Origin of the sequence: Bacillus sp. BB081 (assembly GCF_008368895.1) — a bacterium.
GTDB classification, from domain to species: domain Bacteria; phylum Bacillota; class Bacilli; order Bacillales; family Bacillaceae_G; genus Bacillus_A; species Bacillus_A wiedmannii.
In genome coordinates this window covers 1-15,465 of sequence record NZ_QOZX01000016.1, presented here as the reverse complement: position 1 = coordinate 15,465, position 15,465 = coordinate 1, and the positions used below count along the sequence as shown (strand labels likewise).

Here is a 15,465-nt window from a genome sequence, read left to right as displayed (position 1 = left end):
GCATATAACACGATAAATAAAAAGGAGGAAATAAAGTATGCAAGTACTAGAATTAATTTTTGCGAAAGAAGATGGAAAAACAGTTGTTTTTTCTATCGAAAAACCGATCACACCCGTCGATGCACAAGTCGTAAATCAAGTAATGGATACCATCCTTGCCTCATCTGTATTTTCATCAATTAATGAAAATACCAGAAAAAAAGGAGCCCGTCTCGTAGAAAAGAATGTATCTGAAGTTCCAATTAACTTATAAATAAAAAGACGAATCTGCATCATTTTGCAGATTCGTCTTTTTTCTTCGGCATTTCAATCGGAATAAAGATTTTTGAAAAACCGACGCATACATATTTATAGTGTTCTCCGCCTATATCAAACTCGGTCGTATATGTTGAGAAGAAAATATAATCATTTCGCTTTGTATAATTCTCGATTAATAATCCAACTTGTGGCTCAACATATTTTTTCGCCAACTTCTTACCAGCCGATGCTAAATCGCCAAGGAGACCCTCTTCATTTTCCTTTTGAACTTCGTCTAGCTTCTTACTTACATCATTACGTTTCATAAACTGCTTCGCTGCCCAGTCTGTATATTCACCTTTACTCGGATTACTATTTGCTAAATATACTAGAAGCACGACAACTAGAGCCATAATAATATACTTTTTCTTCATACTATCTCACCGCCTACTCTTTTCTATTTTCATATATATGTACAAGCGATGCAAATTAGAAAGACTAACATCTATTGATTGTAAACGAATAGTCAAAATTTACAATATGAAACAGAATATTAATAATTAATTTACTTAATTCGTATATAATTATATTTGGTATTACTATCATTTATAAGGGAGGAATCAAATTTATGAATGAAGAAAATGATATTATTATTTCTAATTCTACAATGATGCTAGAACCTTACAAGCACCCTTATTATCAAACAAAAATTATCGACAGTAGCGGGGACCATCTTTACTCCTGTCAAACCGCTCTCCAACTCATCAAGCAATCTTGTCTAACCAATGTTCATTCTACTTATCAAGGTAGACGTAATGCAGTCCAAACAAACTTTAAATTTAAACAAAATGTCCCAATTCCAATTAATCATCGAGAATATATTTGTGCTTTCCCGACAGAATCTCCTTCTTCTCCAAACTGTATATGGCTATTTTATAACCATATAGATGACATAGAGTTTTTCAAAAAGATTAAAAAAGCTAACATTCATTTCTCAAATGGCACTACTACAACAATACATATCAGTCCCCATAAGTTAAAACAGCAATTATTAAAAGCTGGATACGTATTATCACGTATGAACATGCAAGATTCACTACAATTTAAAAACCTCTTATTACATTTACTACCTTAACAGAATAAGTAGAATGGGAAGCAATATCCATTGCCTTCCATTCTTATAATCATATTTATTCTCTTAAACTATTTCGCATTTTCTCAAGTGCTTGCCGATACACCCACCTCACTTGATAATAAGTCATTTCCATCTCGTTAGCGATCTCCCCCATCGTCTTCCCTACAAAAAAACGTTCGAAAATAATATACTTCTCCTTCTCATCTAATACACTCATAAAATCCTTTGCTCTCATTTCAATATCTTCAAAATGGAAGATATCCTCATATTCTCCTACACATACACACTTTTCTTGCACTGCAAACTCTTTCTTCAATCTTTCTAATATATAACCACGCACAGTTATAACTGCATATGCAGGAAAACTTCCTTTCTCCGCATCATACCTTTCATACGCATGCCAAAGACCAATTAAACCACATTGATAATACTCTTCATGATCTTGATAAATACCTAACTTCTTTATTTGATTTACAATCATTCCTTCATACAACACAACTGCCTCTTTAAAAGTTGCTGGTTTCACACAGTACCCACTTCTAAAAGGTATACCTCTTTGTTATTCCGCCGGTACCTCCACAATATAAAAATAAAGAAGCGATTTCACTGTGAGTAATTTCAAATACTACCGCCGAAATTTGAAATTACACGAAGTAGAATTTGAAATTCTGCTGGTCGTATTTGAAATAAGGGTAAAAATAAAAAAAGGTTCCTTCTATACATAAGAAGGAACCTCTTGTTTATACATTTTCGACTTATACTATTCTGTAAGTATACGTTTGAAAGATCTATCGATTGCATATAGACCTGTAGCTAAAATACAGCTTATAACACCAACAAATATATAAGGATTCTTATTCGGCATATATTCTACAGCTAACAATAATACAACTAACATGAACAAAAAATTTGCTAATAATTTCTTAAACATATGCATCTACTCCTTATAACAAAAATGCAGCAATTACTTTTATAATTGCTGCATTTCTTTCTAGCGACATGAAATATCAAGATTATTGCACTAGTCCTCTTAGCGCACCAAAGCCAATTGTTAAGATGAAGAAAATAACCATAAGAATCGTTGCTTTCTTTTTGCTTAAACCAGCTGTAATTTGAAGACCTAACCATGTGATCACAAATCCCCAAATTGTAAATACTTCAATACTATTTGCAATACCTTTTACAGTACCTCCACTTGAAGCAAAAATCGGACCTAAACCAGTGTAAAATTCTTTCCCTGAACCACCTAGAATAAGTGCTAAAACTGTATTTATTAATAAACCAAGTAATGAAATAATGCTTGAATATACAGTAATCGTTAATAATTTCTTATAAGAAGTATCATTACTCATTAACATCATTAACACTTTGTATACAGCAGCACTAATGAAGAAACCTATTATCATACCGAGAATACCAAATACAAAACCAGCACCGAAAGTCATCACAGGTGTAACATTGACCCCTAATTCTTGATTGAGCTTAATTGATTCAGGTGTTAAAGAATATACATAAGCACCAATACCTCCAGTAATCCCTGATAATAAAGAAAGTATCCAAAACGCACCCCAAACCGCATTACTGTTCTTCATTCTCTCAAACTGTTCACCAGGAGATGTAATCATCCCCAATAATGATGGCTTCTCTCCACCAACTTTTTGTGTATTCAAATTCACTTCCATTATAACGCCTCCTTCTATTTATATAACCCGTTCTAACGGGCGGTTCACTTCCTCATGCAAGAGGCTACGAACCGCCCACTAGAACGGTAATGTGTAGTTCTACTACACTATTAATTACTCATAACGTAATGCTTCAATTGGATCTAATTTCGCAGCTTTGTTCGCTGGAATTAATCCGAAAATAATACCGAGTGTCATAGAGAATAGTACGCCCCCAACGACAACTTCCCATGAAACGAGCGGTGGCCATTTCGCAAATGTGGAAACGATATATGCCCCGCCATATCCAAGACCAATTCCGATCAAACCACCTAGAAGCGTTAACATAACTGCTTCAATTAAAAACTGTAATAAAATTTTACTACGTGTTGCCCCAAGCGCTTTACGTATCCCAATTTCGCGCGTACGCTCCGTTACAGATACGAGCATAATGTTCATAACACCAATACCACCAACGACTAATGAAATACCCGCGATACCACCGATAATCATCGTCATAATACCAGTTACTTTAGAAACATTTTCTTGGAATTCTTTTAAATTCACTAGTTCATATTTACCTGGAATTTCACTTGGCTTACGACTATTTAATACATCAACAGCTTGTTTCCCAGCTGCTTCTAAATCGTCTACATTTTTAGCTTGAATTGCGATATTTTGAATATCATCTGTTCCGAATAAAACAGGCCATAATGTAAGGGGGATTAACGCTTCTTCCATTTCAAATCCCATAAACTCATTATCAGATGTATACACACCGACAATCTGCATCGGTTGTCCTTTCATCTCAATAATTTGCCCAACTGGGTTTACGTCCTTAAATAACGTCTTTTCTGTTTTTGTACTAATCATCACAACGTTATTTGCATGAGAAATATCTGATTCATTTAAAGTACGTCCCTTTACGACCTTTACTTTATTAACCGCAAAATATTCATTATCAAGACCAATAACATTCAGATTTGCTTTTTTATCATTTACATCTAGTATCTCTGTCGTCGAATTTGTCGTAATAACATGTGAAACATCTTTCACTTGTTTTACTTCTAAAATATCCTCTTCCGTTAACTTCGGTATTTCAAATCCGCCTATAGCAAACTCATCATTCATATCTGGTTTAAATTGAATTGGCATAAGGTTATTACCACCAGAACCTGCGAATTTCGACTTCAGCATCGCTTCCCCGCCTTGCCCAATCGCAACGACAGTGATAATAGAACCAACGCCGATAATAATACCGAGCATCGTAAGAGCTGAACGCAGTTTATGAGCTAAAATAGAAGATAGGGCAATTTTTATACTATCTAGTAAACTCATACTGCACACCTTCTATCTTCTGTAATTTTCCCGTCTCGCAGTACAATGCGGCGGGAAGAATACGCTGCTACTTCCTCTTCATGCGTAACCATAACAATCGTTGTACCTTCTGCATTAAGCTTCGTGAAAATATCCATAACTTGCTCACCAGACTTCGTATCAAGCGCGCCTGTAGGCTCATCAGCCATAATGAACGTTGGATTATTCGCAATCGATCTTGCAATCGCTACACGCTGCTTCTGTCCACCTGATAATTCATTCGGTAAATGATGAACCCTATCTGACAAACCGACTTTACCAAGCGCTTCTAGAGCCCTTTGACGACGCTCTGCTTTCTTCACACCACCGTATACGAGCGGAAGTTCAACATTTTCTACTGCTGAAAGACGCGGCAGCAAATTAAAGTGCTGGAACACAAAGCCAATATATTCATTACGAATTAAAGCAAGCTTTGACTCGTCTGCTGTTAAGATATTCACATCATTCAGCATATATTCGCCTTCTGTTGGACGATCTAAACAACCGATAATATTCATAAGCGTTGATTTACCAGAACCAGACGGTCCCATAATCGAAACGAACTCACCACTTTGAATCGTTAAACTAATACCGTGCAAAATCGGCACTGCCAATTTTCCTTGATAATACGTTTTAGCAATATTATTTAACGTAATCATTTCTCTTTCACTTCCATTCCGTCATACACGTCGTCGGAAGGATTTTTAACCACCTTTTGCCCCACTTTTGCGCCTTCAACAATCTCTGTCCAATCTCCATCAGTAGAACCTTTTTTCACATTTTGTTTACGAAGCTTCCCTTTCTCTTCAATATAAACAAATGCATCATCGCCTTTTTCTACAATGCTCTTAGTTGGAACAGCAATCATCGTCTTATTCTCTAAATTTACTTGCAATGAAACATGATAACCTGGAGATAAACCGTCTTGACTATCAAGACTTGCTTTATATGTATATTGGGACATATTTTGAGTCGCTTCACCCATACCACCAGCTTGAGCCATCTCTGCACTCGTTGGGAATTCACTTACCTCTGTAATTTTACCTGTCCACTTCTTCTTATTATTTGCTTTCGCAGTTACAGTAAATGTTTGATCTGATTGAATTTGTGACTTTTGAAGCTCAGTTAACGTCCCTTGAATTTGGAATGGTTCTTTAGACGCCACTTGTAAAAATGCTTTCCCTTGACCACCTAACGCTTGAGATGAACTTTGCGCCGCATCTTTATCTAACTTTTGAACGACACCAGTAAAATTACTATAAATCGTAAGCTCTTTCTGCTTTTTACTTAACTCTTCTTTCTGCAACTTCCCTTTTTCTTTCTCAAGATCAGTTGTCTTTTGCGCCATCTCTAACTCACTTACTTGCTCTTCCATCGGATCTGTTACTTCTTTCCCAGCTCCGCTATCTTTCACCTTCTTAATTTCTTTCTTGAGCGAATCAATCTTCTTCTTCCCTTGATCATAACGCATATCCGCCATCTTCTGATCAAGCTCAGCTTGCTTCATTTGCAAATTAATCTCTTCATTATCATAAGAGAATAACTTCGCACCTTTCTCAACCTCTTGTCCTTCTTTTACCTCAATATCTTTCACTTTTCCTTTAGTTGGATCTGCATAAAAACTTTCAATATTCCCAGGCTTCACCTGACCAGAAATTAACTTCGTATTATTAAGCTTTCGCTCCGTTACTTTCTCAAAGCTTACAGCATCAGCAGATGTTGATGCTCCCTTCTTCTTACCTTGCATAATAAAAATATTAACTGCTGCTACAATAACAATTAGTGCAATAACCCCGATAATAATCCATTTCTTCTTCTTGTTTGGAGTACGAACCGTATTTGGTATCATTTTCTCGCTCCCTTTATAACTTAATAGTTTAATATAAAAATTGTATAAAACTTTCTGAAAATAAATTACATATTATTACATTCTTTTTACAAAGTTTTACACATCCATTTATATTGTAACAAAAATTCCAATGATTAGAAATATGACATATTGTCTTTTAAGATAGATTTAAGGAAAGATTATATTAATATAAAAAAAGCTATCCAAAATAATAATGGGATAGCTTTTTGAACAAAATATTATGCCGCTTTAGGGGCGTTTCTCTCATGTCCACGTTGCACGATGAACAAGAAGATTGTTGATAAAATTGCACCTGTTAATAATAAGATGAAGCAACCGTCCCAGCCAGAACGATCAACAATAACACCGATTGCTGCGTTTGCTACAAGACTTCCGCCTACATAACCGAACAGACCACACATACCAACTGTCGTACCTACTGCAAATTTCGGTACTAATTCCATCGCACTTAAACCGATTAAGAACTGTGGTACATAAATTAAACACCCGATAATAGAAACTGCAATACTTACAACAAGTATGCTAGTTGCTTGCCAATATACAAACGTACCAATAACAACTCCGACCATACTAATGATACATAATGGCATGCGTTTTCCTTTAAATAATTTATCACTTAAAAGACCAACGATTAATGAACTTGGAATTGCCATACCTTCAAAGATTGCGTATGCTGCATGTGCTTCATTTTTTGAGAAACCTTTAACTGTCGTTAAATAAAGTGGAACCCAGTTAATAACACCGAAGCGAATTAAATACACAAATGCATTTGCAATACATAGGAACCATACAAATTTATTTTTCACTACATACTTCATTAAAATTTCTTTTGGTGACATCTTGTTAGCATTATCTGCTTTTTCAAGATTTTCATAGTCATTACGATACTCATCAATTGGAGGAAGACCTTCTGATTCTGGTGTATCCTTCGCATTAATCCAAACAAGAACTGAAATTACCATTGCGATAATCGCTGGGAAAATAAACACGCCGCCTTGCCAATGATTTTCACCAAAAATAGCTACACCAATTCCGACAAGTGGTGGCACAAGCATTCCGCCAACGTTATGTGAAATATTCCAAATACCTGTTTTCGTACCACGTTCTTTCTTCGAAAACCATTTCGTCATAACGATACTACAAGGGGGTGCTCCCATACCTTGTACAATACCATTTAGAACAAGTAGTGTAACAATCATTCCAAATGACGATGCAAAACCGAAACAAATATTTACAAGCCCTGATAAGAATAAACCGACTGCGATAAAGCGCTGGGCGAAAGCCTTATCTGACAAATTCCCCATAAAGAACTTACTAAATCCATAAACAATTGCCATGATTGAACCTAGTAGTCCAATTTCAGCTGTACTAAATCCATATTCTTGTACTAAATACGTACTTGATAACGTAAAGTTACTACGAACTAAATAATAAGCAGCATACCCAACTGAAATTCCCATCAATACACGAATACGTAATAATTTGTATACTCGATCAATCATATCTGCTGGCAATCTCTCAATTGCAGGTGCTGGCTTAAGCCATTTAAACATATTCTTTCGTCTCCTTTTCTCACTTCTGAGAGAGACGCTGTCTATTCCATATCTCGATTATTCCGCTATTTGATATATTTTGGTTTGTTCTTCTAACCGGCTGTCCTTCTATTTCTTTCTCGTTCTTCGCAAACATCGTTGGTACGCCAAACGAAACCTTTTCTAAAATGTGACCCGCTTCTTCTGATAAACAATAATCAATAAATAAATCCGCAATAATACCATTCGGTGCACGTTTTAGTTTCGAAATCGCATTAACAGATAACCCTGTTTGCTCAGGTACAATACTTACAATTGGAAAGCCTTGTTTTTGAAGCATTCTCTGATCTCCCATGAAATTGATGCCTATCATATACTCACCGCTCGCAACAAGTTCTGCCGGTATGTAACCATTCACCGTTACTTCACCAACTTGCCCTGCAAGGTTCTTCACATATCCCTTCGCTTCTACTTCACCTACAGTATCAATAAGTGATTGAAAAAACGTATATGCTGTTCCTGAGACATTTGGATCTGGCATTACAATCTTTCCCTTATATACTGGATTTAATAAATCTTGCCACCTTGATGGATAAGGAAGTCCGAGCGGTGCTATTTCTTCATTCCACCGCTCTTTATTGATCGCAATTGCCAGCTTCTCCACTTCATAACCGTACCAATAACCGTCTTTATCTTTAACAGTTTTTGAAATACGGTTCGCATGCTGACTCATAACAGGAATAGATAGATTTTTTTGCTTCATCATTTGATGCGCGTCTACCGTACCGCCAATAATAATATCTGCTTTCGGATTTCCAGCTTCCTCTTCTACTCTCCGAAGAAGCTCTTCTGTCGAAAGGCGAATAAATTCATACGTACAGCCGCGTTGTTTACAAAATGATGAAAGCAAAGCTTCACCAACTTCCTCACGAGCTGCTACATACGCAACAAGATGACGATCATCCAAAACAGGGAGACCACTTTTATTATATTTAATAGAGGTTGTATCTCGAGAGCAACTAGACATCGCTCCTCCAATTACTAGCAAAAAGAAGAAAAAGGCTATCTTTCTCATGACACATTCTCCTTTACAAATAAATTTGCGAGGGAGCTTTTCATATACATGACATTCCCATTATTATCGCCGAGATATTGCACAACAAAGTACGATGGATATACAGAAATAGTAAGAATGTCTTCCCGCTCATTCTTTATACGCTTCCCTGTTTTATAAGCGGTAATATAAGCAATCGGTTCATTCTGTGATTGTAATAATTTCTGTATTTCTCCGTAATCTGTAATTTGCTTTGCGTACCGAATCGAATCAAGTATGTGCGTAAGATTCATCGCACGTTCTACATCACCTTGGCGTACTATGACATCCTGTGCTGACGCAAAAAAATCACTAATACGTTCTGGTGTATAATACAGGCTTAACAAATACGTTTGAAATGCTGAAATCATTGGATCCGTACCATTCTTTCCGTACATATCAGCCCCGTACTGGAACAAGTCACCTACTGCAAAAGTACGTTTATTTCCATTCAAGTACGTTACTTCTCCAGTAAATACTTGTTCTTGATTCTTAGCTTCTCTCGGTTCTATTTGAATTCGGTCAAAGAATGAAACAATCGTATGCAAACGAACTTCATCCGTTATAACAATTTCTCCCCACTTTTCATGCCTAACCTTCATTTCAGTAGGCAGGGATTCATTCACCCTTTGTAAAACAGTTTGTTTGTCATTCACTATTGTGATTCGATTATATATTTGCTTCTCCATCACATAAAACAAAATAAGAGAAATAATTATACAAAGGACAAACATAAGAATTTGAAATGATAGCCTTTTCATTTCTGCCTACCTCCAAGATAAAAAAACGTTGTTTCGAAAATACCGCATAATTGTTTCATAAATGTATCATTTAACCGCTTTCAAGTTTTTTATGTCTTCCATCCGTCTCGGAAGCAAAAATGTAATAAATATTGTAGTACCAATCTCTTCACTACTCTCAATCCGCATACTTCCGCCCTGCTTATTCATAATCTCCTGGCAAATATACAAACCGTAACCATTCCCGTAACTAGAAGGAAGGACTTTACCTTCTGACGATTCATTCCACTCTGCAAGCACACCTTCATCTATACCAATGCCATCATCATGAACAAAAACCTTTGCCTCGCGTTCATTTACAATTACATTCATACGAATTTGTGTAGCATCGCTATATTTTATCGCATTATCAAGCACGTTTAAGAAAATCTGTTTCGTCTTATCGAAATCTGCAACAACATGTACATCTGTTAACTCATTTATCACTTCAATCTCGAATTTCTGCAGGCGAGGTTTCACAATTGAAACTGCTTCTTCGGCTAATTCCTTTACATTCACAACTGTAGGTGACACTTCAAACGTACTCTTCCCGTACTTTGAAGACTTAAGCAATTCCTCTACAAGTGATAATAAACGCTCACTTTCTACAGCCACATAACGCAGGCTTTCCTTTACATCTTCCTTCGCCTTTAACTTCGGAATTAAATCCACATAGCCAATAATCGCCGTTAGCGGTGTTTTTAGCTCATGCGTAATGCGGTCTAAGAAATCTTTCTGCTTCTCTTTCTCCTCTTTCAATTGCTTAATATGCAGTTCAATTCCATCAGCCATCGCATTAAAAGATGCTGAAAGCTGAGCAATTTCCACATATTCATTTAGCTCAATCTTGCTTTTATAATCCCCATTCGCAAGCCGCTTTGCCATTTGTCTTAACTGATCAATCGGCTTATGAAGAGACTTTGCCAAACGAATTGCAAAGAAAATACCCGCAGCTACTAGACAAAGAGACGTCATTAAGAACGTCCAACCGACATTTGTTAAAACTTCCTTTTCACCCGTTAATTCATTTATAAAGCGAACACTTCCAATGACATCGTTTCCATAATAAACTGGGCTTGAAAACAAAAGAATTGGAGCTGGGTCTCCCTCTTCAAAAACATAAGACTTCTTCCCCTTCAAAGAACTCTCAATATCAATGTTCCGATGAAGAAGTGCTCCTTTTTGCGTATCCGCAACAACATCTCCATTCTTCCCAATCATCTGTACACGGACATCCATGCGCTTTGCTAAATACGAAGCAATTAAAAGTGAATTCGGACCGAGCGTCTCTACCTCTGCTTCCTTCTCTAAATAATTCATCGTATAAATTTGTGCTTCTACACTTAACTTCTCTAAAGAATTTGCCGCGTTATGATACATATTCTTTTCTAACGTAATATAAACAACTGCGTACAAAAGAACAAAAATCGGGATTAACAGTCCCACTATTCCAAACACCATATTCCTTTTTAAAGACATACCATCACCACTTAACAATCTAGTTTATAGCCAACGCCATAAATTGTCTTAATATATTCCCCGCTATTCCCTAGCTTCTTCCGCAGTCTTTGCACCATAATATCAACCGCTCTCGTATTTCCGATATACTCAAACCCCCATACTTTCTCAAGTAACTCATCTCTCATAAATACACGCTGCGGATTGGAAACAAACAACTGACATAAATTAAACTCTCTGTACGTTAACTGAATTTCTTGTCCACTAACATGTACCTTTCTTTCCTTAGGACAAATCGTTATCTCTCCTGCCCCAATTACTTCATGACTTACCGTTACCTCTGCCTTCTTCACACGCCGCGTCATATTCTTGACCCGAAGAATAAGCTCCGCATAATTAAACGGCTTCGTCACATAATCATCCGCACCAAGCTGCAGACCAAGCAATTTATCATTCATCTGACTCTTTGCAGTTAACATGAGCACTGGAATATCCCTATTCTTCTCACGGAACAAGCGAAGCAACTCATACCCATCTGTATCTGGAAGCATAACATCCAAAATCAGTACATCCGGTCCTTCATTCCATTTCGCTAAAGCTTCTCTTCCATCAGCCGCCGTGAGCACTTCATATCCTTCCATCTCCAACTGCATCCGAATCAAATTACGAATACTCGATTCATCATCAACTACAAGTATTTTCATTATTCTCCTCCTTCCATCTCGTATTATAGTACAGTTTAGTATAGCAAAAATCATACAAAAAAAGAGAGGGTATTGTCGAACATATGTTGAACGACAATACCCTCTCTTTCACTTATTATATTTTATTTAGCATACCCGTTAGGTTGCTTCTGATGCCAATTCCAAGCATGCTCAATGATTGTTTTCACATTTACATACTGAGGATCCCATCCTAACTTCTCTTTCGCTTTCTGAGAAGAAGCAACTAAACGTGCTGGATCTCCTGCACGACGTGGCGCTACTTCAGCTGGAATTTCATGATTTGTAACTTCACGAACTGCATCAACGATTTCTTTCACGCTGAAACCATTACCATTTCCTAAGTTATAGAAATCACTCTCTCCGCCGTTCTGTAGGTCTTTAAGCCCTAAGAAGTGAGCTGCCACTAAATCTTCAACATGAATATAATCACGGATACAAGTACCATCTGGTGTATTATAATCCTCACCAAACATCATAATCTTCTCACGTTGCCCTAACGCCACTTGCAGCACAAGAGGAATTAAATGCGTCTCTGGACGGTGATCTTCCCCAATAATACCATTTGGAGTTGCACCAGCTACGTTAAAGTATCTGAAAATCTTATAACGTAAATTAGAAGCTTGGCTATACCAATGAAGCATCTTCTCGATTGCTAACTTCGTTTCTCCATACGTATTCGTTGGATTTGTCATCGTTTCCTCAGTAATAAGGTCTACATCTACCTCACCATACGTCGCCGCAGTAGAAGAGAAAATAAACTTATCTACCTTAAACTCATCCATTACCTCTAATAAGCAAAGTGCACCATACACATTGTTATTGTAATATTGAAGAGGCTTCTCCATACTAACTCCAACTAAAGAATCCGCTGCGAAATGCATAACCGCCTCAATACTCTCTTGTTTAAAAACATCTCTTAAAAATGCTTTATCACGAAGATCTCCATTATAAAACTTCGCACCTTCCGTAATTGCATCCTCATGACCCGTTTGTAAGTTATCTACTACTACTACAGATAAACCTTCGTCTACTAATTTTTTCACAGCGTGAGAACCGATATAACCAGCTCCGCCGCAGATTAGAACTGAGTTCATTGTCTTCCTCCTACATATATTAGGATTTCTTATTCACTCTCTTATTATAAAAGGTATACGATTGCTCGTATACCTTTTGTGTACCTTTATTACTTAGCAACGAAATAATCCGTTACATATTGTGCCCAAACTTCGTGGCCTTTAGCACTTGGGAAACCAAACTCTTCTGTTAAGTATGGCAGGATAGACTTCGTTGCTGCATCAGGCCATGCTCCCCAATGATCCACATATGTATAACCATTTTGCGTCGCAAATTGCTTTAATGCCTCAATTGCCTTCGGATAATTCTTCGCACCATACACTGGGTTTGGTGGTTGAATCATAATCGTAGCACCCTTTGCGCTAGTAGAAAGTGCTTGCACAAACTTCTGTGCACTCACAACAGAGTTTCCATTACCAGTTTTACCATTGTCAGTAATAAACGGCGGCTCGAATAAAATCACATCTGGATTTTCTTTCGCAATCTCTTTATCACGTTTATTCGCAATTAACTCGTCTGTGCTTTCACCCTTATATTCCTTTACCGTCACATTCCATAAACCTTTGCCATAAGCATTTTCTAAATTAGCCGTTAACTTCGCTGCCCAAGCATCTTTTTCAGATGAAGAAGCTTCATCACCAACAATAACAAGATTTACCACCTTTTTATCCTCAGCAGCTTTCTTTAACTTCTCTTTCACTGCATCTGGTAAATTCTTCGCATATGCTTCATTAAAAGATGACTTCGCATCTTGTTTTTTCTCTGTTTTCTTCGCTCCACTATCTTTCACTTCAGAATTCGTTTTCATTACTTCACTCGTCTGCCCCGTCGCATTCGCAATCTTCTTATTCCAGTACAATTTACCGCTCACAACCGAAGCGACAAACAATACAAAAATAACTAGGACAAGTACTGCTTTCTTATTCATCGATTCACCTCATCTATTATTCTCACAACATATAATACTAATATAAATTCACGCAAAAATAAACCCAACTCCTACCAATGGAGTTGGGTTATTACACATTACTTAGTCAATTCAAGATGCTCTCTTAACTTATTCGTAATATCTTGTTTCGCTGCATCCGGAACGTAGTAGTACCAAATACCATCAGCGGCTTTGTGACCGTCACCTGGGATTTGAATTTCTTCGCTGTTCTGCATACAATCTTTATAGTTCTTTTGAATCTCAAACATTTGGTCTTGCGTTAAACTTGTTTTAACATTTTTCTCAATCGCTTTTAACACATCACCGTAACTTGCTAGAGAGGATACACTTGCACCCTTTTTAATTACGGCTTGGATAACTTGACGTTGACGCATTTGGCGACCGAAGTCACCGCGTGGGTCTTCGTAACGCATGCGGGAATATCTTAATGCTTCCGTACCATTAAGATGTATATTTCCTTTAGCGAATTGTGATCCTTCATATTTAAATTCTAAATCATTATTAACATCTACTCCACCAACTGCATCAACAACATCTTTAAAGCCAGCCATATTCACTTCAATATAATGATCAACTGGTACATCAAGGAAATTCTCTACCGTTTTTACAGACATATCAATTCCACCAAAAGCATACGCATGATTAATCTTATCCTTTTTACCTTTACCTACAATTTCTGTATAAGAATCACGTGGAATACTAGTGATTTTCATAGACTTTTTTTGTGGGTTTAGCGTGAATAACATCATTGAATCTGAACGCCCTGTCTCTTCCGCTCTTTGATCCACACCCATTAATAAAATAGATATTGGCTTATTATCTGCAACATCTACTTTCTTATCACGTTTTTCAGACTTATCACGATCTAATGGCTTATGTACTGCATCTAATGTATTTGATACATTAGAATAAACATAGTATGCGTATGCCCCTCCCGCAATTACTAGAAAACCTATTATACCTAAAATCCAAAATAAAATTTTCTTTTTCATATTTTTTACCTTCTTTAATTTTTATTTATAACTAATTATGCATTATTGCTATTCACCATATTACAACAAATACATTTATAAATAAAATCTTTTTTATTTCTTATGGTTGTAATGAAAGTTCACTTTTTATTTGAGTAGTTGATATATCTTCAGTTCTTGGTAAATAAACCACTTCGCAATATTCTTTTAAAAAATCAAATTTCCCTTCCCAATCATCACCCATAACAAATACATCAATTTCATACTTTATGATATCTTCAATCTTTTGTTCCCAAGTATTTTCCGATATTACTAAGTCCACATATCTAATGCTTTCTAGTAGCATTTTTCTCTCTTCAAATTTAAAATAAGATTCTTTTCCTTTTAATGAATTAAATTCATCTGTTGACAATCCAACTATTAAATAATCACCTAGATCTTTTGCTCGCCTTACTAAATTTATATGGCCATAATGTAGTAAATCGAATGTTCCATATGTTAGAACCCTTTTCATAATTCGGCACTCTCCTAATTAAATTATTTCATTACTAATTTTTTTATATCTTTAGATACTGTATTAGGGGTTAATATAATTCCACCTAAATATATTAAAAATATGATTAAA

The 15,465-nt window shown here is 36.4% G+C and carries 17 protein-coding genes; 2 read left to right on the top strand and 15 right to left on the bottom strand.

All coding sequences use genetic code 11. The features are described from left to right. Positions 1 to 37 precede the first annotated feature (37 nt). Positions 38 to 253 (top strand): DUF2922 domain-containing protein, encoded by a 216-nt coding sequence (locus DN394_RS08025; protein ID WP_001197599.1) that lies wholly within the window; start codon positions 38 to 40, stop codon positions 251 to 253. A 19-nt stretch (positions 254 to 272) separates the two neighbouring features. Here the strand turns inward: DN394_RS08025 and DN394_RS08020 are convergent, their stop codons facing one another. Further along, positions 273 to 671, bottom strand: a complete 399-nt coding sequence (locus DN394_RS08020) for a DUF4359 domain-containing protein (protein ID WP_000731403.1) — start codon at positions 669 to 671, stop codon at positions 273 to 275. A 194-nt stretch (positions 672 to 865) separates the two neighbouring features. Between DN394_RS08020 and DN394_RS08015 the strand changes: the two genes are divergently transcribed. Further along, positions 866 to 1,372 carry a competence protein ComK gene (locus DN394_RS08015; protein ID WP_046955546.1) on the top strand — a complete coding sequence of 169 codons (507 nt, stop codon included), beginning with the start codon at positions 866 to 868 and terminating at the stop codon, positions 1,370 to 1,372. Positions 1,373 to 1,427: 55 nt separating this feature from the next. Here DN394_RS08015 and DN394_RS08010 read toward each other — a convergent pair whose 3' ends face one another. The 14 genes from DN394_RS08010 to tagD form a co-directional block, all read right to left on the bottom strand. Further along, a complete protein-coding gene (locus DN394_RS08010) occupies positions 1,428 to 1,898 on the bottom strand; it encodes a sigma-70 family RNA polymerase sigma factor (RefSeq protein ID WP_002009039.1) in 471 nt (156 codons plus the stop codon). A gap of 487 nt (positions 1,899 to 2,385) precedes the next feature. Next, positions 2,386 to 3,054, bottom strand: a complete 669-nt coding sequence (gene yknW, locus DN394_RS08005; RefSeq protein WP_000453638.1) for a YknW family membrane protein — start codon at positions 3,052 to 3,054, stop codon at positions 2,386 to 2,388. A gap of 114 nt (positions 3,055 to 3,168) precedes the next feature. Beyond that, positions 3,169 to 4,371: an ABC transporter permease gene (locus tag DN394_RS08000; protein WP_000054368.1), complete on the bottom strand. Its 1,203-nt coding sequence runs from the start codon at positions 4,369 to 4,371 to the stop codon at positions 3,169 to 3,171. Then, complete coding sequence (locus tag DN394_RS07995; RefSeq protein WP_000631628.1) at positions 4,368 to 5,048, bottom strand: ABC transporter ATP-binding protein; 681 nt, start codon at positions 5,046 to 5,048, stop codon at positions 4,368 to 4,370. The genes DN394_RS08000 and DN394_RS07995 overlap by 4 nt, the downstream gene beginning before the upstream one ends. Then, positions 5,045 to 6,238: an efflux RND transporter periplasmic adaptor subunit gene (locus DN394_RS07990; protein WP_098084753.1), complete on the bottom strand. Its 1,194-nt coding sequence runs from the start codon at positions 6,236 to 6,238 to the stop codon at positions 5,045 to 5,047. Before DN394_RS07990 ends, DN394_RS07995 begins: the two co-directional genes overlap by 4 nt. A 239-nt stretch (positions 6,239 to 6,477) precedes the next feature. Continuing rightward, on the bottom strand, positions 6,478 to 7,812 hold the full coding sequence (pgtP, locus tag DN394_RS07985; RefSeq protein ID WP_073517156.1) for an MFS transporter: 1,335 nt from the start codon (positions 7,810 to 7,812) through the stop codon (positions 6,478 to 6,480). Positions 7,813 to 7,831: 19 nt separating this feature from the next. Next, the gene (locus DN394_RS07980) at positions 7,832 to 8,866 is read right to left on the bottom strand and encodes an ABC transporter substrate-binding protein (protein WP_098128050.1); all 1,035 of its coding nucleotides are present in this window, start codon (positions 8,864 to 8,866) and stop codon (positions 7,832 to 7,834) included. Continuing rightward, complete coding sequence (locus DN394_RS07975) at positions 8,863 to 9,645, bottom strand: DUF3919 family protein (protein WP_088091848.1); 783 nt, start codon at positions 9,643 to 9,645, stop codon at positions 8,863 to 8,865. Before DN394_RS07975 ends, DN394_RS07980 begins: the two co-directional genes overlap by 4 nt. A gap of 66 nt (positions 9,646 to 9,711) precedes the next feature. Then, entirely contained in the window at positions 9,712 to 11,142 is a 1,431-nt protein-coding gene (locus DN394_RS07970; protein WP_149293716.1) for a HAMP domain-containing sensor histidine kinase, read from the bottom strand. Positions 11,143 to 11,153: 11 nt separating this feature from the next. Then, complete coding sequence (locus DN394_RS07965) at positions 11,154 to 11,825, bottom strand: response regulator transcription factor (RefSeq protein ID WP_070169221.1); 672 nt, start codon at positions 11,823 to 11,825, stop codon at positions 11,154 to 11,156. 122 nt (positions 11,826 to 11,947) lie between these two features. Continuing rightward, positions 11,948 to 12,940 carry a UDP-glucose 4-epimerase GalE gene (gene galE, locus DN394_RS07960; RefSeq protein WP_149293715.1) on the bottom strand — a complete coding sequence of 331 codons (993 nt, stop codon included), beginning with the start codon at positions 12,938 to 12,940 and terminating at the stop codon, positions 11,948 to 11,950. Positions 12,941 to 13,029: 89 nt separating this feature from the next. Beyond that, complete coding sequence (locus tag DN394_RS07955; RefSeq protein WP_149293714.1) at positions 13,030 to 13,848, bottom strand: SGNH/GDSL hydrolase family protein; 819 nt, start codon at positions 13,846 to 13,848, stop codon at positions 13,030 to 13,032. Between the two features lie 98 nt (positions 13,849 to 13,946). After that, a complete protein-coding gene (gene tagU, locus DN394_RS07950) occupies positions 13,947 to 14,861 on the bottom strand; it encodes a polyisoprenyl-teichoic acid--peptidoglycan teichoic acid transferase TagU (protein WP_149293713.1) in 915 nt (304 codons plus the stop codon). Between the two features lie 100 nt (positions 14,862 to 14,961). Continuing rightward, positions 14,962 to 15,354: a glycerol-3-phosphate cytidylyltransferase gene (gene tagD / locus DN394_RS07945; RefSeq protein ID WP_149293712.1), complete on the bottom strand. Its 393-nt coding sequence runs from the start codon at positions 15,352 to 15,354 to the stop codon at positions 14,962 to 14,964. Positions 15,355 to 15,465 lie beyond the last annotated feature (111 nt).

Excerpts from the sequence above, each read along its gene's own strand:
- DN394_RS07990 (WP_098084753.1), bottom strand. The coding sequence starts at position 6,238 with ATGATACCAAATACGGTTCGTACTCCAAACAAGAAGAAGAAATGGATT.
- DN394_RS08000 (WP_000054368.1), bottom strand. The coding sequence starts at position 4,371 with ATGAGTTTACTAGATAGTATAAAAATTGCCCTATCTTCTATTTTAGCT.
- DN394_RS08025 (WP_001197599.1), top strand. The coding sequence starts at position 38 with ATGCAAGTACTAGAATTAATTTTTGCGAAAGAAGATGGAAAAACAGTT.
- DN394_RS07980 (WP_098128050.1), bottom strand. The coding sequence starts at position 8,866 with ATGAGAAAGATAGCCTTTTTCTTCTTTTTGCTAGTAATTGGAGGAGCG.
- pgtP (WP_073517156.1), bottom strand. The coding sequence starts at position 7,812 with ATGTTTAAATGGCTTAAGCCAGCACCTGCAATTGAGAGATTGCCAGCA.
- tagU (WP_149293713.1), bottom strand. The coding sequence starts at position 14,861 with ATGAAAAAGAAAATTTTATTTTGGATTTTAGGTATAATAGGTTTTCTA.
- yknW (WP_000453638.1), bottom strand. The coding sequence starts at position 3,054 with ATGGAAGTGAATTTGAATACACAAAAAGTTGGTGGAGAGAAGCCATCA.
- DN394_RS07970 (WP_149293716.1), bottom strand. The coding sequence starts at position 11,142 with ATGTCTTTAAAAAGGAATATGGTGTTTGGAATAGTGGGACTGTTAATC.
- DN394_RS08015 (WP_046955546.1), top strand. The coding sequence starts at position 866 with ATGAATGAAGAAAATGATATTATTATTTCTAATTCTACAATGATGCTA.
- DN394_RS07975 (WP_088091848.1), bottom strand. The coding sequence starts at position 9,645 with ATGAAAAGGCTATCATTTCAAATTCTTATGTTTGTCCTTTGTATAATT.
- DN394_RS07965 (WP_070169221.1), bottom strand. The coding sequence starts at position 11,825 with ATGAAAATACTTGTAGTTGATGATGAATCGAGTATTCGTAATTTGATT.
- DN394_RS07955 (WP_149293714.1), bottom strand. The coding sequence starts at position 13,848 with ATGAATAAGAAAGCAGTACTTGTCCTAGTTATTTTTGTATTGTTTGTC.
- tagD (WP_149293712.1), bottom strand. The coding sequence starts at position 15,354 with ATGAAAAGGGTTCTAACATATGGAACATTCGATTTACTACATTATGGC.
- DN394_RS08020 (WP_000731403.1), bottom strand. The coding sequence starts at position 671 with ATGAAGAAAAAGTATATTATTATGGCTCTAGTTGTCGTGCTTCTAGTA.
- DN394_RS07995 (WP_000631628.1), bottom strand. The coding sequence starts at position 5,048 with ATGATTACGTTAAATAATATTGCTAAAACGTATTATCAAGGAAAATTG.
- galE (WP_149293715.1), bottom strand. The coding sequence starts at position 12,940 with ATGAACTCAGTTCTAATCTGCGGCGGAGCTGGTTATATCGGTTCTCAC.